Source organism: Gelidibacter salicanalis (assembly GCF_016469035.1).
GTDB lineage: Bacteria > Bacteroidota > Bacteroidia > Flavobacteriales > Flavobacteriaceae > Gelidibacter > Gelidibacter salicanalis_A.
Genome location: NZ_JAEHJZ010000034.1, coordinates 19,448 through 39,523, shown reverse-complemented (window position 1 = coordinate 39,523; position 20,076 = coordinate 19,448). Strand labels below are relative to the sequence as shown.

The following is a 20,076-nucleotide window of genomic DNA, read 5'->3' as shown; positions in this document are numbered from 1 at the left end:
GCGAATAAGAATTTTATAAACTAATAGTATCTCATTTCCGTAATAGAGGGATTAATATTTGTGTTGCCAGATTTATTGGTGGTTTTACCTACTCTTCTAAAAAGAATAAAAGAAATTATGAAAGCTTTTTTTATGCCTTGAACAGAAGTGACAATGCACTGACAGTTTTGATTTTTTTTGAGTTCGAGACTAAAAATTACTATTGGTTAAGCAAATATTAGTACAACAAATTATTTCGGGTTAACTATTTTAAAATTAAATAGTTAACTCAAAAAAAAAGCTATCTTTAATTTTATGACAACAGCTGATTTCTTATTACGGTTATGTGCTGCTGCATTTGCAGGACTGTGTATAGGCTTCGAAAGACAATGGCAGCATAAGTCTGCAGGCCTAAAAACCACTATGTTGGTAACTGCGGGAGCCGCAATTTTTACCATGCTTTCCATTCAGTTCAGTCAGGAATCCAATGATGTGGATGTGACGCGAATAATTGCACAAGTGGTTTCTGGAGTTGGTTTTTTGGGGGCTGGAATCATTTTTAAAGAAGGTTTTAACGTTCACGGACTTACTACTGCAGCCACCATTTGGTGTAGTGCGGCAATAGGTTGTGTGGCAGCTGCTGGTTTTTTTATGGAGACCTTCATAAGTGCAGCTTTGGTTCTTGTCGTCAATATTGTCTTACAGCCTTTAGACACTTGGCTTAAAAACCGAAAATGAATTTTAAATGATGACCTAGTTTTGATACACCTTATAAATGTCATTTAAATAAATACCAGCGAAGCATGAAACGGTCCTCAAGCAAACAAGTCACATTGCAATGGAAAAGGATCTTAAAGATAGCATTAGGTATAGGTTCTGTTTTTCTGGCTATTTACTTCGTAAAGCATGAAGGCACCGAATTAACTCAGGTAAAAAGCGTCTTAATACAGGCAAAGACCGTATGGTTAGTATACGGTATGGTATTGGTGCTTTTATTTGTGGCCGTACAAGGATGGATGTATTACTATAGTTTTAAAGCCATCAAAAAAAAAATTCCATTTAGAGTTGGTTTGTTGCTCTATCTAAAAAGGAATTTTATAAGTGTTTTCATTCCCGCAGGCACCTTAACCAATATGTTGTTTTTCAATACAGATATTGAAGAAAAACAGGGTATTGGAAAGAACTACATTTATTACGCTTCTACCATATTTTCGGTATGTTCAATACTGTCAAGTATTCTAGTGGCACTTCCGGCCATCGTTTTGCTGTCTATAAAAGGTAACATGGAAGTGGGTGTAATTTATGGAATTATAGCTCTCACCTCCATTTTTGGTGCTCTCATTTACGTTATCATAAGCATAAACAAACACGGATTTATCTATAGACAACTAGTAAAAAGAGCGCCAAAATTTGCAAAGATTCTCAGGGATTTGCAGGAACAATCCATAGATAAGATACAGGTGTTAAAGGTTCTATTACTTTCTGGTGTGATCGAAGTAATTGGTATTGCCCATTTGTACATTGCCACGGGAGCCTTAGGATTAAAACCTTCTTTAATGGTAGCCGTTATTGGGTATGCCCTGGTACTTTTGATTTTATTGAGTTCACCATTTCTGAGAGGGATTGGGGCCATAGAACTGGCATTGACCTATGCGCTCACGTTGTTCAATTTTAGTGCAGTTTCAGCGCTTTCTGTAGTGTTTTTATTTCGATTTTTTGAATTTTGGAGCGTGATGATTCTTGGCCTGTTTGTCATTATATTTAAAAAGGACGGACTTCTTATGCAGTTGCTGGCACCTGTTTTGTTGCTGTTCCTGGGAATTGTCAATATATTATCAGCATTGACACCTGCGTTGGATTATAGACTAAAATTTCTAAAAGATTTTATTCCTTATAATATTATTGAAATGTCCAATACAGCAGTACTTGTTATTGGAATTATTTTAATGTTTACTGCCGTCGCACTCATTAAGGGCTATAAAAATTCTTATTATTTGGCCATGGTTTTGTCCGTATTTTCTTTGATAGGACACCTGTTTAAAGGTATTGATTATGAAGAAGCTATATTAGCAAGCGCAACTATTTTGGTGTTGCTATACCAGCGAAGGACCTATTATATCAGATCCATTCCTTTGAATCATTTACAGTGGCAAAATGGACTGATTTATTTAGCATGTGTACTCATATACGGTGTTTTAGGATTTTATAGTCTTGACGCCCGTCATTTTAAAATGGATTTTACTTTAAGCCAATCCATTTTGGGAACTGTCAAAAGCTTCGTGCTTCTTGATGTAGATTTACATCCGGTGACAGCTTTTGGGCGCTATTTTTTAACCAGCATCAATCTCCTTGGTGTTTTTAGTATGCTGTATGTCTTTTGGTTACTCTTTAAGCGTTTTAGGCAAAAATCAGTGGTGGATGAAAATCAATTTAAAAAGGCTAAATTGATGGTCCAGGCTTATGGCAATTCGTCAATGGATTACTTTAAAACCTATGCAGACAAGCAGTTTTATTTTTTTGAAGATGGTGAAGGTTTTATCTCTTATAAAGCAACGAAAAGTTATGCGGTGGTTTTGGAAAATCCAGTTTTAAAGCATCTTTCTGCGGAATCTATTCAGGAAAAAATAAAAGAATTTGAACTTGCAATGCTCTCAAAAAACTTGAATGCCATTTACTATCGCATTCCGGAACAATCCCTTAAAATATATGAAAACCTTGGTAAAAAGAAATTGCTTTTGGGAGAGGATGCCTTTGTAAATCTTGAAACCTTCAGTTTGGAAGGCAGGAATGCAAAACCGTTGAGAAATGCTATCAATAAGCTCAAAAAAAAGGGGTTTTACTTGAACGTGAATCATCCACCTCAAACCGATGCGTTTTTAAAATCATTGAAGAGTGTTTCGGATAGTTGGTTACAAGATATGGACCGGAAAGAACTCTGCTTTTCACAAGGTGTATTTAGCGAGAGTGAATTACGGACACAAACCCTATTGACCATTGAAAATGCTAATTCTAATTGTGTCGCCTTTATTAATGTTGTAGAGAGTAGTGTAAAAGGGCAGGTCAATTTTGATTTAATGCGAAAAATAGCCGATGCTCATAGTGGAACGATGGATTTCTTAATTGCAGAAATGTTACAGTATTATAAAACACAAGGTTTTAATAGTATGTGTTTGGGTATGGTTCCCTTGTCAGGAATTGAAAAACCAGAGAATATCACGGAGCAAGCTCTAAAATTGGCTTACGAAAAGATAAAACAGTTTGGACATTATAAAAGTTTACGCTTCTTTAAAGAGAAATTCAACCCGTTTTGGATAAAGGTATATGTCATTTATGATACAGGTTTAGATCTGGTCAATTTAACCCGAGTATTGGGTAAAGTCATGAAACCAAATAAGACGGTGTAATTTATTTATATGTTGAACCTTCAAATTCTTTAGATCTTAGTCTTTTAATTTCTTATTTTTATAAGGATCATGGGGTGGAAATATCAGTATCTCAAAAATAAAGAATAACTGAACTGAACTGTTTCAATACAGCCTTCTAGAAATTAGTAAACACCAAGTTTTTGAAGGTTTTCATAGCGACTCATTAATGAATCTTATTGAGGACTTTCAATCGCAGCACTGGGCTAAACACTAAATTTTACAAAGGTTCAGAAGCTTACAGATGATTTTACTTAAAATGAAATTATTAAAAAACAATCAGCAATGGAAACCTTTAAAAGCAGCCTGTCCCAAACTGAATTTCCAATCACTGAAATGATCTTGGGTAAGGCCATTCGTACCTCCGTATATAATATTATTAAAAGCGAACATCCCAAATTTACAAAACACAGTACCATTTCTATTTCTGAATTAAATCATTATCGGCAAAGATATTTGGAAAGCTACTTACTAAATGAAGCTGGAGAGCTTACAAAGCTCGAAGAAGATGTGTTGGATAGTATTGAAAAACAAGAACTCATTTCAGCTAGCACACTTGTTGATAATGATCAAATTGCAGGAAATTACGGTCAGCGTTTAGCAGATCGAGTGGCGTCATTTGGTGGAAGTTGGAAATTTATTATTATATTTTCAGTACTTATTTTTATATGGATTTCTGGAAATATTATACTTCTTGCAGATAAAGGATTTGACCCTTATCCTTTTATCCTCCTCAATCTTATCCTATCCTGTTTAGCGGCTTTACAGGCGCCTGTAATTATGATGAGCCAAAACCGCCAGGAGGAAAAGGACCGACAGCGTGCAAAAATGGATTATATGGTCAACCTAAAAGCAGAACTTGAAATACGAACATTGCATGAGAAATTGGATCATCTCATTATCCATCAACAACAGGAATTGCTTAACATCCAGCAGCTGCAAGTAGAAATGATGAACGACATTATGAAACAGATTAGCGCTCAAAAAAAATGACTGAATTGTAGTGTTAAAAGACCTTAAAATCTTATTTAAGTAGCAATAAATTGGTAAATTGAAGTATAGTTTTAAGAGGGTGAATTTTAAGCATCGTAAAAATGAATACAATTCTTTTACCAACAGATTTTTCAGAAACCGCAAATCATGCGCTTGAGATTGCAGTGCAACTGACTAAAAAATTCAAGAGTAAACTGGTGCTTTTGCACATGTTGGAAATCCCGTTGAATATGATGCCAGATGTCGCTCTAACCAACGATGTACAGGCTATACATAATACACATCAAAACGATTTGCCGGAAGCTGTTTATTATATGAAGCTGGCAAAAAAACGTTTTGAGGAATTGGCGCAACTGCCAATCTTAAAAGGTATTAAATATGAGGAAGCTGTACAAAACCATTTAGATTTTAAAGGCATTAATAGTTCTGCCCATAAGCATAACGCAGATTTAGTGGTGATGGGATCCCATGGTGCCACTGGGTTTAAGGAGGTGTTTGTTGGTTCAAATACAGAAAAAGTTGTAAGAACCTCAGACATTCCAGTATTGGTTATAAAAAGTAGGAATGAAAATTTTGAGGTCAAAAACTTTGTGTATGCTACCAATTGGGAAGCCAATAGTCTTCAGTCTTTAAGGGATGCTTATCATTTGTCTCAAAAATTGGGCGCAAACATGACAATTCTTTATATAAATACACCAGGCCATACCTTTTTGACTTCAAGGGAAATTAATCAAAAGTTTGCAACCCTATTAAAAAGTTCAAACTTAAATGCCGATACTGTGCGTACAACAATATATGCCGATAGAAATATTGAAGAAGGGATCCTGAATTTTTGTAATGACACCAATGCAGACCTAATTGGTGTTACAACCCATGGAAGAAAGGGGCTTTCCCATTTCCTTAATCAGAGCATTAGTGAAGATATAGCAAATCATTTTGAAATTCCTGTGGTTACTTTTAAAATTGGGTAACTTCATTCAGTCCCTCATGTCCTGTCAATGTCATCTTTAGATTAAAATTTAGAATCCTCCTTTAAATTTATTATCTAAATTTAAATCATGAAATATCTCATCGCCGAAGAGGAAATTGATTTGCAACAATCCATCGCCCAATATTTAACTGGAGATGGAAACATTTGTGAGGTTGCTTCTGATTATTACGAAGCTTCTGATAAAATCCATATGTACGATTATGACATTGTTATATTGGATATTAACCTCATTTCTGGCAGTGGACTTGATATTCTGAAAATTCTAAAGAAAGAAAAGAAGGGTGCCGGGGTGATTATTATTTCGGCAAATAACTCATTACAGGACAAGTTGGAAGGCTTGGATTTGGGGGCAGACGATTATATGACAAAACCATTTCATCTGGCAGAACTTAATTCTCGGATCACCGCTGTGCTGCGTCGCGGAAAATTTGGTGGGAATACGCTTATTGAATTCAATGAAATCAGCATCGATACCAAATCACGAACAGCGTAAGTTAACGGAAAAGCAATTCTACTGACCTGAAAAGAGTATGATTTATTAGTGTTTTTCATTTCCAATAAAGGCCGGGTGCTCTCCAAAGAAACCATAGCAGAGCATCTGTGGGGTGACCATAGTGATTTGCTGGATAATTTTGATTTTATTTACGTTCATATCAATAATTTACGAAAGAAGTTGACTGCTGAAGGCGCTAAGTACATCAAAACGGCGTATGGCAGTGGTTATAAATTTATTGAACACTAATCATCAATAAAAATATTTTGAACCTAAAAACTACAGTGTTACCGTAAAGACTTCAAGAAATAAAGGTCATACTTCATACCTCACTAAGGAATCCATCCAGCAAAACGCTGATATCATTATGGCATGTGGGGGAGACGGTACTGTAAATGAAGTGGCGTCCCTCTTAGTAGGAACAACCATTCCGTTAGGAATTATTCCTATTGGTTCAGGCAATGGTTTGGCTTCCAACTTAAATATTCCAATAAACGTTGCAAAAGCACTGGATATCATTAAAAATAACCAGTGCACAAAAATTGATGTTGGGTGTGTAAATCAGCGTTATTTCTTTAGTAATATCGATTTTGGATTTACGTCGAACGTGATAGAAAACTACGAAGCGTCACAGAAGAGAACATTGCGCTGCTATGTAAAAGCCTGCTATAAAACTTTTCGTGAGTATTATAAAAAGGAAGAGGTTGTGATTGCCATTGACCACAATATCGTGGTGATCCATCCTTTTTTGATCTTTATTTCTAATTCAAACGTCATGGGGTATTCCATGAGTCTGACCCCAAAAGCATCTTTAAAAGACGGACTTTTAGATGTGATTGTTGTACCCAAAATTGCCCGATTAAGGATGCTGTATTTTGGACTTTTGATGCTCCTTAAAAAACCAGAATTGCTAAAGGAAGTTAAATACTTTCAAACAACTGCCTTAAACTTAACTCGAAAAAGAGGGGCTTTCTTTGCTTCGCAAATAGATGGTGGATGGTCAAAAACAGAGGTGCTTACAATGTCCGTTGCTCTTAAAGAGGAGTCGTTAAGTGTGTTGGTTTAAGGTTTATGAGTTGCAAGGAAGTGCCTTTAAGTTTTCTTAAGATTTCAATTCTACTTTTGCTTCAATATCAAGCAACTTCTAAGATAGAAAAATGTTTCAACCTCATAGTAATTTACATCTCTTATAATTATGCAAAAACACATGTATGTTTTACCGTTTGTTATCCTTTTTTTAATATTTAATTTTCAACAAGCCTTAGCACAAAAATCAGGTATTGAAACCGCGGGAGATATTGGTTTGGTCAGTGCTCCTGTTGCTGCCCTTACAGTGGCGTTGCTCCAAAAGGACAAACAGGGCACATGGCAATTTACCAAAGGTTTTTTGTTTAATCAAGCCGTGACCTTCGGATTAAAAGCAGGGGTTAATAAACCTAGACCTCATGATAATGGGGATAACGCGTTTCCTTCGGGCCACACGTCCACAACGTTTCAGGCAGCTTCATTTATTCACAAGCGCTATGGTTTTAAGTATAGCATCCCTTCTTATGCCCTAGCAGGGTTTACTGCTTTTAGCAGGATAGACGCACAAAAGCATGATGGCTGGGATATACTCGCGGGAGCAGTTATTGGGATTGGAAGCACCATGCTTTTTACTACTGAATATCAACAAGAGCATATGGAACTCACATTTAACACCAATGAGGGGGATTATTTAGTAGGCTTCAAGTATACCTTTTAAGCACAGTTCGTCATAAGTGCTCGCATTCTATTAACTCTATACTAATCTTGAGATTAAGCAAGGACTTTGACAACCTGAACATAAGAGGAGCTATTGGCCTCATTATAATGTTTCATTATTGACCGATAAAGAATCAAGACCTGCCTTCCGGCAGGCCGGCGCTGCGCTTATAGAATAAATCGGCCTCGCTGGCAGGCAGGGAACAAAGATTTGATTATAATTAACTGGTAAACAATAGTTGTTCTAAACTGTATTTATCCAATCACTCTTAGTGAAAATTGGCTTCAAAAAGCAAGGTGTCATTTTAAGATCTCATATAGGTCTTGCTTTAATTGGGTTGCAATTTTTTTACCTGTTTACGGGAAACTCATTATAATTTTCAAGAAAAAAAATGAATTGAAAAAGATTACTACGTGGTAATTATTAATTTTGATTGTCCGTAAAAGATCATAATGCTATAAATTGATTTATTGTGGTAACACGTGCATAGACATGCTATCGGGCGATATACAATTGCGAAGTAAACACGAGTTAATAGAAAAGTTTATTGAAGAAAACCTGCCTAAAATCGACAATCCAGATACTATTGAAGACGATTTCCAAAACTATTGACACGAACAAAAAATACTCGCCATAGAGAAAACTATGTGAAGATGAACAATTGAATATGTAACAGTTTAAATCCTAAATCGAAAGTTATTCATCATCAGAGGGTGCATATAGGGGAGCGTATTTTAGAAAAAATGCGTGAGTTTGTTGAGGTGTTTGTGGATGGGATGACGGGGTAATGACGATTAGGATTAAAATAATTATCTAGGAAAATTCAAATTAATAGAATATGTGTTTTGATTTATGAAGGTATACTGCATCCGCCAAAAGTTATCATAGTATATGAGAATTAATACACTTGGTAAAAAAATGAGAACTACTTTCAAGGTGGAATAGGAACAGAATGCTTCGATGCTTTTGAACATTAAAAAGTTGAGACTCTTTTAAGGAGACTAAAAATAATGAACTCTGATTGGCAGCAAATAAAGATTTTACTTGGATCAAGACGAAAAAGTCATGACAAACAACAATAAATTCTCAGTTTAAAAAAAATTAAAAAGTGATCACTATTCTTGTAATTATAATAATTCTACTACTAGGAGTTATTTACTACTTCTATGCTCAAAACAGAAAAGTAAATGATAGGAATATAAGTTATAAATGGTGCCGATATCAGTAAACATTTAAGTAGGGAAAATGGCGAAGACAGCTTTGATGGTTTAGAAGGGAAAGCCATTGCAAAACAGGAATCATATGACGTTAGTTGTGATATCGCAAAAGAAATGGATCATCATACTTTAGAATATTCTGAGAATGTTTCGAGCATTCGTGAAATTTCTAAAAGAGGGGCTGTTCAGATTATTAACGTATTGATAGGTCGTAAGGTGTTATCGAATTCCAATATCAATTTTGCAAATATAAATAGGGCCATTCAAACAGAACTTTCCTCTTAAATACTTTCTGGGGGACAATCAGAATGCCATAGAAATACAGATTTGGTGCGGGCTCATCATTCAGCTTTTAATGCTAGTAGTGGTACGGCGAAAAACTAAAAGGGGATGGGCCTATTCCAATATGGTATTGATGGTGCGCTTCCACCTGATGACCTATATCGATCTGTTCAAATTCCTTGCAAATCCCAATAAACAATGGAAGGAACTTACCACCAAACCTCCCAACCCACATTTAAGCTTATTTTGAGAAAGACCCTTGCTATTGAACAAATCCAAATTAGGGATGCTTTTGTTGGTCCCATTCATTACTACTAATCAATTTTGTGTTTTAGTCGGACAATAATGATTCTTAATCAGTATAAAATAGAGACTGGATGAAGATCAAGGTGAAGTTACTGAGTTAATTTCACAGCTATTTTATCGCAGGCATAATCTAAAAGTGCGTAGACCTTATTAAAATCTTCAGCACCTCCCCAATATGGGTCAGGAACTTCTAAACTATCTGCAGATGCAACATCTTCTAAAATCAATTTCACTTTAGAAACATCATCTGCATCTCGCGCTAGAGTAACAACATTATCATAATTGGAGTGGTCCATAACATAAATAATGTCATAGACATCAAAATCAGATTGTTGAAATTGTCGACATCTCTGGCTAGAAATATCGATGCCGTTGGCTTTTGCAGTGGCGATAGAACGATGATCAGGTAATTTGCCTATGTGATAATCTCCAGTACCAGCGGAGTCTATTTCAAATTTATCAGAAGGAAGCTTAGATTCTAGGATACCGTGCGCTAATGGCGATCGACAAATGTTACCTAAGCAAACCATTAGTATTTTCGTCATGATACTTTTTTGTTTTTTTACGAATGAAACCTATCTAAAATTGGGATTAAAGCGCCAATTTTTTAGAAATATCCTCAACATACTTTCTGAATTGTTTGTCAGTAGAGGAGAGGTTGTCAACCGTTTTACAAGCGTGTAATACGGTGGCATGGTCACGTTTACCAATTTGAGATCCAATACTTGCCAAAGATGCTTTGGTGAATTTCTTAGCAAAAAACATCGCGAGCTGTCTTGCTTGAACGATATGCCTCTTACGGGTTTTGGACTGTAAAGTGCTCACATCCATTTGGAAGTAATCAGAAACTACTTTTTGGATGTAGTCAATAGACACTTCACGTTTGGTATTCTTAACAAATTTCTCAACAATTTCTTTGGCGAGAGCAATCGTAATTTCTTTTTTATTGAAGGAAGATTGTGCGATTAAGGAAATAATGGCGCCTTCCAATTCTCTAACGTTGGTTTTGATGTGTTTCGCAACATATTCAATAATGTCATCTTCCATTTCAACCCCATCACGATAAAGTTTATTTTTCAGGATAGATACTCGGGTTTCAAAATCAGGACTTTGTAATTCTGCCGATAATCCCCATTTGAATCGCGATAACAAACGCTGTTCAATATCCTGCATGTCTACCGGGGCCTTGTCACTTGTTAAAATGACTTGCTTTCCGTTTTGGTGCAAATGGTTAAAAATGTGGAAGAATACGTCTTGAGTTCCTGATTTTCCAGATAAAAATTGAACATCATCAATAATGAGGACGTCAATAATCTGATAGAAATGGATGAAATCATTCCTATTATTTTTCTTTACAGAATCTATATACTGTTGTGTGAATTTTTCAGCGGAAATATAAAGGACGGTTTTCTCTGGGTATTTATCCTTGATGTCAATTCCAATAGCGTGTGCTAAGTGGGTTTTACCAAGACCAACCCCGCCAAATATCAACAATGGGTTAAATGATGTGCCTCCTGGTTTATTGGCCACAGCCAAACCAGCATTTCTAGCCAATCTGTTTGAGTCGCCTTCCAAGAAGTTGTCAAAACTGTAATTAGGATTGAGTTGAGATTCAATCTTTACGTTTCTGATTCCAGGAATAACAAATGGATTTTTCAGTTCCGGATTCTTATTATTCAAGGGGATATCAACATTCTGGGATTTTACAGCACCTCTGCTAGAGCTCGGTATTCTTTCTGTAAAGGGTTGTTTATTGCCATAAGTGTTTTCCATCTTAATGACATAAACCAATTTGGCCCGCTCTCCCAGTTCCTTATTAAGAGCAACTTTTAAGATTTTAACATAATGTTCTTCAAGCCATTCGTAAAAGAATTTACTGGGTACTTGGATACTCAACGCATGGTCAGTAAGCTTGACTGCTGTAATAGGTTCAAACCAAGTTTTGTATGCTTGGGGTTGTATATTGTCCTTTATAAAAGACAGACAATTATTCCAAACCGATTGCGCAGTTACCTCCATTATAAAAGTTAATTTTTTTGGTTGTTAGTCAGATTAGCAAAATAAAGAGAAATTCGTGTTTTCTCTTGAATATTTTCTGAGACAAATATGTGAACAAAATTCTGAAAAAAAAAATCAAATGCTATTGAATTTCCAGTATTTTTTCCCCATGTTTAAATCCTGATGAAAGTACAAAAAATAAATCAAAGAAACATGTCAAAATCTTTATTTTCCGATGAAATACAACTTCGAGTACGTTATGGCGAAACCGACCAGATGGGCATAGTATATTACGGAAATTATGCCCAGTATTTTGAAGTTGGACGTGTGGAATGGCTAAGGAAATTAGGGGTTTCTTATAAGCAAATGGAGCAAGATGGGCTTATGCTTCCGGTAAGTAAATTGAATGTAGAGTTCAAAAAACCAGCCCGTTATGATGACTTAATTAAAGTAAAAACCCAATTGGTAAAATTACCATCCGCAAGTATAGAATTTAACTATGAAATCACCAATCAGTCGGGCGAAATTTTAACATTGGGAAACACCGTATTGGTGTTTATAGATATTGTTAAAAATAGACCCACAAGGTGCCCAAAATCTCTTTTAGACAAATTGCAGAATTAATTGTTCAAGAGGTCTACCTGAACGCCAAAAATAGATTTGAAGGTATCCAAAACAGTTTTTGTTTTTTTAAGTCGCACTGAAATGATGATGGTACAGTCGAGTTCTAGAGTCTGAGATTTTATCTTTAAATTCTTTTCCTTAATTACCCGCATCACTTTGTTCATGTCTTTGTACTCAAATTTGAGTTTGATGTCCTGATTTATGGTGCGAGTGACAATTTTGGAATTTTCTAAAGCCATTTGTGCCGCGGTTTTATACGCGGCTATAAGTCCGCCAACACCTAATTTGACACCTCCAAAATACCGAACCACTACAATCAGCACATTGGTAACGTCAAAGGATTGAATTTGTCCATAAATTGGCATACCAGCACTATTATTGGGTTCACCGTCATCATTAGCTCTAAATTGGTACTGATTTTCGTCCTTGCCAAATTGATAGGCATAACACCAATGTCTGGCAGAATGGTGCTGTTTCTTTAAATCTTCGAGATGAACTTTAACTGCATTTTCTGAAGTTACCGGAAAAGCATAGCCAAAAAACTTGCTATTTTTGTCCTTAAATAAGACTTCTTCAGAGGCTTTAGTGATGGTTATATACGTGTCTTTTTCTGTCATTTCAGGCAAAAGTTACTAAATAAATGGCAATAAGCGCCATTCCAATACCAATCCAGTTTTTTCTGGTCAGGTACTCTTTAAATATCCAAAGACCTATTAATGTGGATGCCATCACGATGGCGACATTGTTAAGGGTGAAGAAAGTAGAACTTTCCATATTAGGCATTTGCAGCGATTTAATGATGTAGTACAACGACGCATAATTGGCTAAGCCCAATATGAGTCCTCCCAATATGCTTTTTGGATCTAATTGTACCTCATTTCTAAATTTCTTCACGGCCAATATAATGATCCCGATTATTCCTGCAAAGCCAAAGACACAGGCTGAAAACAGGGGAATGTTTGCTTCTGAAATGGCTGTGTTCTGGAGGTAATTAATATAGGTGTCACTGATTCCTGATCCGAAGAACAATAATACCGGCAGCAATAGGTTTTTTTTGAAATTGACACTGGTTTTTGATTTTACAGAAACGAGATACACCGAAACCAAGGCTAATATAATTCCGATGATTTTTTGATAGCCAACGCTTTCTTGGTATAAAAGTATTCCAAAGAGGATGGGAATGATCACACTCATCTTAGAGGCTACAGAAACTACAGAGAGCCCATTTTTTTGAGTTGTCCATGCCATTAGTGTAAACAGACCTATAAACATGGCACCAACAAGAACACTCCCATAAAACCACTTGGCTTCCAGAACCTCATTGATACCCATCGAACTTTGGTTGGCAGCTATTCCAAAACCAAAGGCCACCATATAATTGACCACAATGGTCTGAAAGGTGTTGACCTCAAATTTTTGAAGCAATTTAAAAATAACAACAATCAGTAAGGATGCCGCAATACTGAGAATCAGGTAGATCAAAACAACTCGCTTTTAGTAGCGAACAATGTGGAGATGTCCTCCGTTTCAGGATTGATGTGCCAGGTATGGATGCCTAATTTTGCTGCCGAAATAATATTTTCTTCAGTGTCATCGATAAACAGAGACTCTTCCGCTTTGATATTGTTTTCGTTTAAAACAAATTCGTAGATGTTTGGGTTTGGTTTCCGCAATTGAATTTCATGAGACAAGTAGAACGCATCAAAATTATCTTTAAATTCCTCGAAAAATCCAACGTTTTCTTTAATCCAATTGATATGCAATTCGTTGGTATTGCTCAATAAAATCAGTTTATACTTTTTTTCGGCGGCTAATTGTTGCACGTATTCCAATCTGTGGTTGGGAAAATCCCTTAAGATATAATTCCAAGTGCCTACAATTTCATCTTCATCGAGATTAGGAAAATTGTCCATATAAAATTCCACGAATTCTGTTGTAGATAGTAAGCCTTGTTCGTAAAGTGTGTTAATAGCGTGAATTTCATCAGAGAGCGTATCCATTCCAAATAAATTGAGCGCCCTGTCCATGGCGCCTTTTTTATCGAGGTTAATAAACACATCACCAAAATCAAATATTAAATTCTTAATCATTTATAATTATTTTTAAAGTATCGTCTAGTATATTTTCTTGTGATAATAATTTGCCAGAACAATCTGGGGATTTGGTTCCAGAGCCAAAAGTTGTGGGTCCTGTAAATATGCGGGCTTCATCCCAAAGGTTTTCATCGATAAACGTTTGCAAGGTTTGTCGTCCGCCTTCAATGATGACGGAATTGATATTATTTTGGAAGAGGATATTGCAAATTTGTTGCGCAATGCTGTTTTTTAAATTCCAATCTAAATATTCCAAAATAAAATTTTCTGTTTCTGAAACTCCAGAAACTCCCTTATTGGAGATGATCATAGTTTTTGCTTTGTCGTCTAATATCGCAGCATCTTTAGAAACTCTTGAGTGTTTATCCAAAACAATGCGTATGGGATTCTTTCCGGACCAATCTCTTACCGTCAAACTCGGATTGTCTTCCAAAACAGTATTGGTTCCAACTACTATAGCTTGTTCTTCAGACCGCCATTTATGGACCAATTGCCTAGAAATAGGGTTGGTGATCCATACGGGCTTTTTCTCATTTTTAGTTTGAGGGGCAATAAAACCATCTGAGGTTTCTGCCCATTTTAATATAACATACGGACGTCTCTTATTATGAAAGGTAAAAAACCGCTTATGATGTACTTTTACGTCGTTCTCTAAAACCCCAACCATGACCTCGCATCCAGAAGCTTTTAGTTTTTCCACACCTTTTCCACCCACCTTACTATGGGTATCAATAGTGCCAATGATAACTGTAGGGATGCTGAATTTTATAATGGCGTCAGCGCAAGGCGGTGTTTTGCCATAATGGGAGCAAGGCTCTAGAGTAACATAAAGGGTTGATTTTGAGAGTAAGGATTGATTTTTTACACTATTAATGGCGTTTACTTCAGCGTGAGCGCCGCCAAACGGACTTGTAAAGCCTTCGCCAATAATTTTGTTCTCATACACAATAACGCATCCCACCATAGGGTTGGGAGCAGTGGTCCCCAATCCATTTTTGCCAATGTCTATGCAGCGTTTTATGTATTTTTCATGTATATTCACTCCCGATAATTATCGGGACAAAAATAACATAATATCGTGAGCAAAGCCCCTATCCTGATCAGAGAAATTAAAATGGAAGATGATGCGCAAGTAGCTCAGGTCATTCGTGCTGTATTGGTTGAAATGGGAGCGCCAAAAGTGGGCACCGCTTATGCCGATGAAGCGCTTGATATCATGACAGCTACCTATGCCCAGGACGATAGAATCTATTTTGTAGTAGATGATGGTGGTAAAATTATAGGAGGGGCCGGCGTGGCACCTCTTGAAAATAATGAGGGTAACATTTGCGAACTGCAAAAAATGTATTTTTTGCCAGAGGCTAGAGGAAAAGGTCTTGGTGCTAAGATGATGGATGTATGTTTAAGAAAAGCAAAATCTCTTGGTTACGACAAATGCTATTTAGAAACTTTACCCTATATGATAGACGCTACAAAGCTTTACGCTAAATCTGGTTTTGAAAATTTGGATGGCCCATTAGGTGATACAGGACATTATTCTTGTAATGTTTGGATGATAAAATCTTTATAATGCTATTAAAAACACTGCGAGAACATTTTTACACCTCTTTGAAAGAGGACTATCCGGAAACGGAAATACAGTCATTTTTCAATTTATTGTCTGAATGTTTTCTGAAAATGAAAGGCTATGAAATCCCTCTGAATCTGTACGCCTCTATTTCTGGAAAGAAGACTGAAAAGTTTGACAACGCGATCAAGCGACTCAAAAAACAGGAACCCATTCAATATATTATGGGTGTTACTGAATTTTACGGACTCTCATTTAAGGTTAATGAAAATACGTTAATACCAAGACCCGAAACTGAAGAACTGGTGCAATGGGTTACGGAAGCCACGTCTTCAACTGATACTATTTCTATTTTGGATATCGGTACAGGAACAGGGTGCATTGCCATCTCCTTGGCGAAACATAAACCTGATGCTACAGTATACGCAATGGATGTCAGTAAAAAAGCATTGGCGGTTGCCAAAATCAATGCCAAATTAAACGAAGTCAACACTGAATTTATTGAATTTGATATTTTAGATTGGGAGCACAATGCTCCTGAGGTGGGACTAGAAAATAAGACATTTGATGTGATTGTGTCAAACCCTCCCTATGTGAGAGCATTAGAAAAAGCTGACATGAGTGCCAACGTATTGAAACATGAGCCTGCTTTAGCGCTATATGTGGAAGATGATGACCCACTTGTGTTTTATAAGGCGATAACAGATTTTGCCGCCAAAAATCTCAAAGCAAACGGACGACTGTTTTTTGAAATCAACCAATATTTAGGAGAAGAAATGGTTCAGTTGCTCGAGAAATCGGGATTTGGGGCCGTTGAGCTTAAAAAGGATATGTTTGGGAATGACCGCATGGTGTCAGGTATTAAGAAACCTTAATTATAAATCATTATTATCTGATAAAGAATTAAGATCCTGCCTCGCCGGCAGGCAGGCGCTGCGCTTATAGTCCCGAACTATCGGGAAAAGAACAAAGACTTTGATTGTAACTGACTGATAAATAGTAGTTATTCTAAATTAAATTTCCCCAATCACTTTAAGTGACATTGGTTTCAAAAAGCAAGGAATCATTTTAAGATCTCGTACCAGATCTTGCTTTAATGGGTTTGTAAACTTTTTACCTTTTTTACCGGACACTCATAATTATAAATGTTTTTCGACATCAATAAACTCATTGAGTGTTTTGATGTTTAAATCTTTTAACGAAGTGGCTTCCGTTGTGAAATCAATATGAAGTGTTTGGTTCGGGAGCAGATCGAAAAAATTATCGCTAAAATGTCCTTGTGCTGCTGTGTTTAAAAACACACCTTTTTGGAGGGTATTAGAAGAAATTTCAATAGTAAAGCCAGTGTCCGTCTTCATGATTCTCTTTATAATCTTTGCGTTCTGAAGTTTTAAGTTTTTTGGTCTGTCCAAATAATAATAGGAAGTTTCATCATTAAATGTGGTCACAATTACAACGCTACTCTTATCAAAATCAAAGTTCTTTAAATCTAAAACATGCTTGACTTCACTGCTGTTTTTAGCAACCTCAATATTTTTCTTTACCGAGGATAATTCATTCCCGCTAAAATCTAAAATTCGGATGTGCAGTTTACCATGTAGAGGTTGAAGTTTGTCATTGATGATGTAAGTTTTTAAAGTGTCGTTCGTCGCATAGGACGAAATCAATACATTCTCAAAAGCTTTCTTTGTAAAATAATGCAGTGCTTTCCAATTACCCATATAGTCAAGGCTTGCCCAAGATACTGACGGCCAAACATCATTAAGTTGCCAATATAAGGTGCCCATATTATACGGTCTGGCTCGCCTGTGGGCTTCAAATCCTTTGGTCATTCCGAAGGCCTGCAGCAGTTGGCTCATATATACATAATCTTCCGGCTGATCAGGAACAGGAAAATCCCGTTGCATATATTGCTTAATCAACTCAAATCCTCGGATATGTTTTTGGTGCGATAAAAATCCTGTAGAAGACATACTAATCGCATCCGATTGATTGACAAAACGCATTACTTCATAACTGGGAAAGCCTTGAAAACCGAATTCGCTCATAAACCGCGGCACATTTTCTTCCAAATATTCAAATGGGTACCCACTATGCCAAAGCCACCAGTCGTGGGCGTCGCCTTCAGTTTTGTATAACGGATTTAGGCGTCCGTGTTTTGGAGAACTTTCCCAATAATCAGTATTGGTGTACGATTTGACAATATTTGGTAGCATCGTATCAAAAACCTTAAGATAATTGTCCCAGATTTCTGTTTTTTCGGCTTCTGACCGTCCCTTTTGCCAACCCCAATTATGCCAGGCTTCATTATTTTCATTATTGCCGCACCATAAAGCAATCGACGCATGGTTGCGTAATCGCTTCACATTGTCAAGAGCTTCTCGTTTTACATTTTCTAAAAATTCCGCATCACCAGGATACATCGCACAAGCAAACATAAAGTCTTGCCAAACCAAAATGCCTTTTTCATCACACAAGTCATAAAACAGGTCATCCTCATAAATGCCGCCACCCCATACGCGGAGCATGTTCATATTGGCATCAACCACGTTCTGGGTGAGTTGTTCATAATGTGCAGGCGTCACTTGGTCTTGCAAACTATGTTGTGGAATGTAATTGGAACCTTTCATAAACACGTCTACACCATTAACTTTAAAATAGAAGGATTGACCAATGCTGTCTTTATCAGTTATAAGCTCAATAGTTCGGATTCCTTTTTTTATAGAAATAGTATCTAAGGTGGTTCTGTTATGTTTAGCGATGATTTTAATGTCGTATAAATAGGGTGTACCTATATTATGTGGCCACCATAAGGTTGGATTTTCAATCTGAAAGTTGATTTCTGAAGAGCTTGTTTTAGAAATTTCAGAATTCAATGCCCCATTCACGTAAATTTCATAAGTAATAGGGTCTTTATAAGACGAAGAAACTTCTAGATCAATTTTAAATTTAGCGAGGTCGTCTGAGAGTTCTGTTTGTTCAATGTACGCATCATGAATTTTAAAATCGTTCCATGCGGAGAGGGTTATCGGTCTCCAAATTCCTGAGGTATTGAGTATGGGACCCCAATCCCAACCGTATTGAAACTGCGTTTTTCTGGTAAATATGCGGTTGCCTTCGGGTAATTCATAAGGCAATTTGGCTTTTGCTATGGTTTCATAAGTGGAGGTTTTTTCAAAAATAATGTGCATATAATTATACTTTTTTAAAAGTTTAGTGACATCAACATGAAATGTCCGAAAAGCGTTGTTGGATTTCAGAATGATACTGTCATTTAAATATACCGTAGCATAGGTATCCAAACCTTCAAAATTAAGTTCAATATGTTTTTTGCGCAGAATAGTGTTATCGAGTTGGAATTCTGTACGGTATTCCCAATCGGTATTTGAAATCCATTGCAATTCCAAGGCATTGCTACCAATAAACGGATTTTTTATAAAATTGTTTCTAAACAGATCAGAATGGACATTTCCGGGTACGCGGGCTTTAGACCATGTAGAATCCGTATGGTTTTTAAAGTGCCAATCGTTAGCCAATGCAATGGTTTCTGGGATGTCTTTATGTTGACAGCCATAACACAGTAGAATAATAAGAAAAAAAAATAAGCGGTTAATCATGGATAAGTTGCAGCATTGAAGTAATCATCTCGGGGCTGGAAGCCATTTCCTGACCATCGTTCAAAAATTTTGGGGTATTCATTGGGATTGGCGCCGTGGCTTGTACTTGTGGCAAAAGTACGGCAGAACAATGTGCTTCCGTAAATCCGGCACCTTTAAAAATTAAAATATTATTCCGATTGATTCCAGATCCAGGAAGAATAATCAGCTTGTCATTCGCCATTTTCTGTAATTGATTTAAAATTAAAATACCCTTTTCGGCAGAATTGGATTGCCCCGAAGTCAAAATACGATCCACTTTTAAATCTATTAAAGTATCCAAGGCCTCAAACGGATTTGGTGTCCAGTCAAATGCACGGTGAAAAGTGAATGCCATAGGTTTTGCCAGAGCGACAAGTTCTTTTGTCCGTTCGGAATCGATGGTATTGTCGAGGTTTAAAACGCCGGAAACGACACCATGGCAACCGAGTTCTTTGCATATTTGAATGTCCTGCTTCATGATTTCAAAATCCTGTTCAGAGTAGGTGAAGTTGCCGCTGCGTGGTCTGATCAGTACAAAAACAGGAATTGACAGTGTTTCCATGACCTGTTTTATTAAACCATAGGAGGGTGTAATGCCACCTACCGCGAGTTCAGAACATAGTTCAACACGATGCGCACCAGCGTGTTGCGCGTTGATTGCGGATTGGTAGTTGGACGCGCAGATTTCGAGTTGCATAGGTTTATAGTATTAATTGAGATGCTAATGGT

General features: G+C 36.7%; 18 protein-coding genes and 2 pseudogenes. 12 read left to right on the top strand and 8 right to left on the bottom strand.

Features of this window, described 5'->3' with window-relative positions:
• The first annotated feature begins 294 nt into the window (after positions 1–294).
• From JEM65_RS13880 to JEM65_RS22435, 9 genes and pseudogenes are all read left to right on the top strand, one after another.
• Positions 295–717 (top strand): MgtC/SapB family protein, encoded by a 423-nt coding sequence (locus JEM65_RS13880; protein ID WP_199600614.1) that lies wholly within the window; start codon positions 295–297, stop codon positions 715–717.
• A gap of 65 nt (positions 718–782) precedes the next feature.
• Positions 783–3,383 carry a phosphatidylglycerol lysyltransferase domain-containing protein gene (locus JEM65_RS13875; RefSeq protein WP_199600612.1) on the top strand — a complete coding sequence of 867 codons (2,601 nt, stop codon included), beginning with the start codon at positions 783–785 and terminating at the stop codon, positions 3,381–3,383.
• A gap of 303 nt (positions 3,384–3,686) precedes the next feature.
• On the top strand, positions 3,687–4,394 hold the full coding sequence (locus JEM65_RS13870; RefSeq protein WP_199600610.1) for a DUF1003 domain-containing protein: 708 nt from the start codon (positions 3,687–3,689) through the stop codon (positions 4,392–4,394).
• Between the two features lie 101 nt (positions 4,395–4,495).
• Positions 4,496–5,365 (top strand): universal stress protein, encoded by an 870-nt coding sequence (locus tag JEM65_RS13865; RefSeq protein ID WP_199600608.1) that lies wholly within the window; start codon positions 4,496–4,498, stop codon positions 5,363–5,365.
• 87 nt (positions 5,366–5,452) lie between these two features.
• Positions 5,453–6,127, top strand: a pseudogene (locus tag JEM65_RS13860) (response regulator transcription factor).
• A 25-nt stretch (positions 6,128–6,152) separates the two neighbouring features.
• A pseudogene (locus tag JEM65_RS23005) lies at positions 6,153–6,422 on the top strand (diacylglycerol/lipid kinase family protein); the annotation flags it as partial.
• Positions 6,423–6,485: 63 nt separating this feature from the next.
• On the top strand, positions 6,486–6,944 hold the full coding sequence (locus JEM65_RS23000; RefSeq protein WP_307810557.1) for a diacylglycerol/lipid kinase family protein: 459 nt from the start codon (positions 6,486–6,488) through the stop codon (positions 6,942–6,944).
• A 129-nt stretch (positions 6,945–7,073) separates the two neighbouring features.
• Complete coding sequence (locus JEM65_RS13850) at positions 7,074–7,622, top strand: phosphatase PAP2 family protein (protein ID WP_199600606.1); 549 nt, start codon at positions 7,074–7,076, stop codon at positions 7,620–7,622.
• A gap of 492 nt (positions 7,623–8,114) precedes the next feature.
• Positions 8,115–8,234, top strand: coding sequence for a type I restriction endonuclease subunit R, EcoR124 family (locus JEM65_RS22435; protein WP_233530661.1), 120 nt, complete (start codon positions 8,115–8,117; stop codon positions 8,232–8,234).
• A 1,282-nt stretch (positions 8,235–9,516) separates the two neighbouring features.
• Here JEM65_RS22435 and JEM65_RS13840 read toward each other — a convergent pair.
• The gene (locus JEM65_RS13840) at positions 9,517–9,972 is read right to left on the bottom strand and encodes a low molecular weight protein-tyrosine-phosphatase (RefSeq protein ID WP_199600604.1); all 456 of its coding nucleotides are present in this window, start codon (positions 9,970–9,972) and stop codon (positions 9,517–9,519) included.
• Positions 9,973–10,018: 46 nt separating this feature from the next.
• Positions 10,019–11,446 (bottom strand): chromosomal replication initiator protein DnaA, encoded by a 1,428-nt coding sequence (dnaA, locus tag JEM65_RS13835; RefSeq protein WP_199600602.1) that lies wholly within the window; start codon positions 11,444–11,446, stop codon positions 10,019–10,021.
• Between the two features lie 192 nt (positions 11,447–11,638).
• On the opposite strand from dnaA, the gene JEM65_RS13830 reads away from it, so the two are divergent.
• On the top strand, positions 11,639–12,049 hold the full coding sequence (locus tag JEM65_RS13830) for an acyl-CoA thioesterase (protein WP_199600600.1): 411 nt from the start codon (positions 11,639–11,641) through the stop codon (positions 12,047–12,049).
• Here JEM65_RS13830 and JEM65_RS13825 read toward each other — a convergent pair.
• Genes JEM65_RS13825 through ribD form a run of 4 tightly spaced genes read right to left on the bottom strand, consistent with a single transcriptional unit; the run spans position 12,046 to position 15,184 of the window.
• A complete protein-coding gene (locus JEM65_RS13825; protein WP_199600598.1) occupies positions 12,046–12,666 on the bottom strand; it encodes an IMPACT family protein in 621 nt (206 codons plus the stop codon). The genes JEM65_RS13830 and JEM65_RS13825 overlap by 4 nt on opposite strands.
• A 1-nt stretch (position 12,667) precedes the next feature.
• Positions 12,668–13,531 (bottom strand): EamA family transporter, encoded by an 864-nt coding sequence (locus tag JEM65_RS13820; RefSeq protein WP_199600596.1) that lies wholly within the window; start codon positions 13,529–13,531, stop codon positions 12,668–12,670.
• Complete coding sequence (locus JEM65_RS13815; protein WP_199600595.1) at positions 13,528–14,139, bottom strand: HAD family hydrolase; 612 nt, start codon at positions 14,137–14,139, stop codon at positions 13,528–13,530. Before JEM65_RS13815 ends, JEM65_RS13820 begins: the two co-directional genes overlap by 4 nt.
• Positions 14,132–15,184, bottom strand: a complete 1,053-nt coding sequence (ribD, locus tag JEM65_RS13810; protein ID WP_199600592.1) for a bifunctional diaminohydroxyphosphoribosylaminopyrimidine deaminase/5-amino-6-(5-phosphoribosylamino)uracil reductase RibD — start codon at positions 15,182–15,184, stop codon at positions 14,132–14,134. The genes JEM65_RS13815 and ribD overlap by 8 nt, the downstream gene beginning before the upstream one ends.
• A 36-nt stretch (positions 15,185–15,220) precedes the next feature.
• On the opposite strand from ribD, the gene JEM65_RS13805 reads away from it, so the two are divergent.
• Both JEM65_RS13805 and prmC read left to right on the top strand, forming a co-directional pair.
• Positions 15,221–15,712: a GNAT family N-acetyltransferase gene (locus JEM65_RS13805; protein WP_307810556.1), complete on the top strand. Its 492-nt coding sequence runs from the start codon at positions 15,221–15,223 to the stop codon at positions 15,710–15,712.
• Complete coding sequence (gene prmC / locus JEM65_RS13800) at positions 15,712–16,584, top strand: peptide chain release factor N(5)-glutamine methyltransferase (protein ID WP_199600590.1); 873 nt, start codon at positions 15,712–15,714, stop codon at positions 16,582–16,584. The genes JEM65_RS13805 and prmC overlap by 1 nt, the downstream gene beginning before the upstream one ends.
• A gap of 264 nt (positions 16,585–16,848) precedes the next feature.
• On the opposite strand, the gene JEM65_RS13795 is transcribed toward prmC, so the two are convergent.
• Both JEM65_RS13795 and JEM65_RS13790 read right to left on the bottom strand, forming a co-directional pair.
• Entirely contained in the window at positions 16,849–19,326 is a 2,478-nt protein-coding gene (locus JEM65_RS13795) for a beta-mannosidase (RefSeq protein WP_199600588.1), read from the bottom strand.
• Entirely contained in the window at positions 19,319–20,044 is a 726-nt protein-coding gene (locus JEM65_RS13790; RefSeq protein ID WP_199600586.1) for a copper homeostasis protein CutC, read from the bottom strand. Before JEM65_RS13790 ends, JEM65_RS13795 begins: the two co-directional genes overlap by 8 nt.
• Positions 20,045–20,076 lie beyond the last annotated feature (32 nt).

Bases quoted from the DNA above. Each gene is read 5' to 3' on its own strand.
- JEM65_RS13870 (WP_199600610.1), top strand. From the start codon at position 3,687: ATGGAAACCTTTAAAAGCAGCCTGTCCCAAACTGAATTTCCAATCACT.
- JEM65_RS13875 (WP_199600612.1), top strand. From the start codon at position 783: ATGAAACGGTCCTCAAGCAAACAAGTCACATTGCAATGGAAAAGGATC.
- JEM65_RS13865 (WP_199600608.1), top strand. From the start codon at position 4,496: ATGAATACAATTCTTTTACCAACAGATTTTTCAGAAACCGCAAATCAT.
- JEM65_RS22435 (WP_233530661.1), top strand. From the start codon at position 8,115: ATGCTATCGGGCGATATACAATTGCGAAGTAAACACGAGTTAATAGAA.
- JEM65_RS13790 (WP_199600586.1), bottom strand. From the start codon at position 20,044: ATGCAACTCGAAATCTGCGCGTCCAACTACCAATCCGCAATCAACGCG.
- JEM65_RS13840 (WP_199600604.1), bottom strand. From the start codon at position 9,972: ATGACGAAAATACTAATGGTTTGCTTAGGTAACATTTGTCGATCGCCA.
- JEM65_RS13825 (WP_199600598.1), bottom strand. From the start codon at position 12,666: ATGACAGAAAAAGACACGTATATAACCATCACTAAAGCCTCTGAAGAA.
- JEM65_RS13815 (WP_199600595.1), bottom strand. From the start codon at position 14,139: ATGATTAAGAATTTAATATTTGATTTTGGTGATGTGTTTATTAACCTC.
- JEM65_RS13850 (WP_199600606.1), top strand. From the start codon at position 7,074: ATGCAAAAACACATGTATGTTTTACCGTTTGTTATCCTTTTTTTAATA.
- JEM65_RS13795 (WP_199600588.1), bottom strand. From the start codon at position 19,326: ATGATTAACCGCTTATTTTTTTTTCTTATTATTCTACTGTGTTATGGC.
- prmC (WP_199600590.1), top strand. From the start codon at position 15,712: ATGCTATTAAAAACACTGCGAGAACATTTTTACACCTCTTTGAAAGAG.
- dnaA (WP_199600602.1), bottom strand. From the start codon at position 11,446: ATGGAGGTAACTGCGCAATCGGTTTGGAATAATTGTCTGTCTTTTATA.
- JEM65_RS13830 (WP_199600600.1), top strand. From the start codon at position 11,639: ATGTCAAAATCTTTATTTTCCGATGAAATACAACTTCGAGTACGTTAT.
- JEM65_RS13880 (WP_199600614.1), top strand. From the start codon at position 295: ATGACAACAGCTGATTTCTTATTACGGTTATGTGCTGCTGCATTTGCA.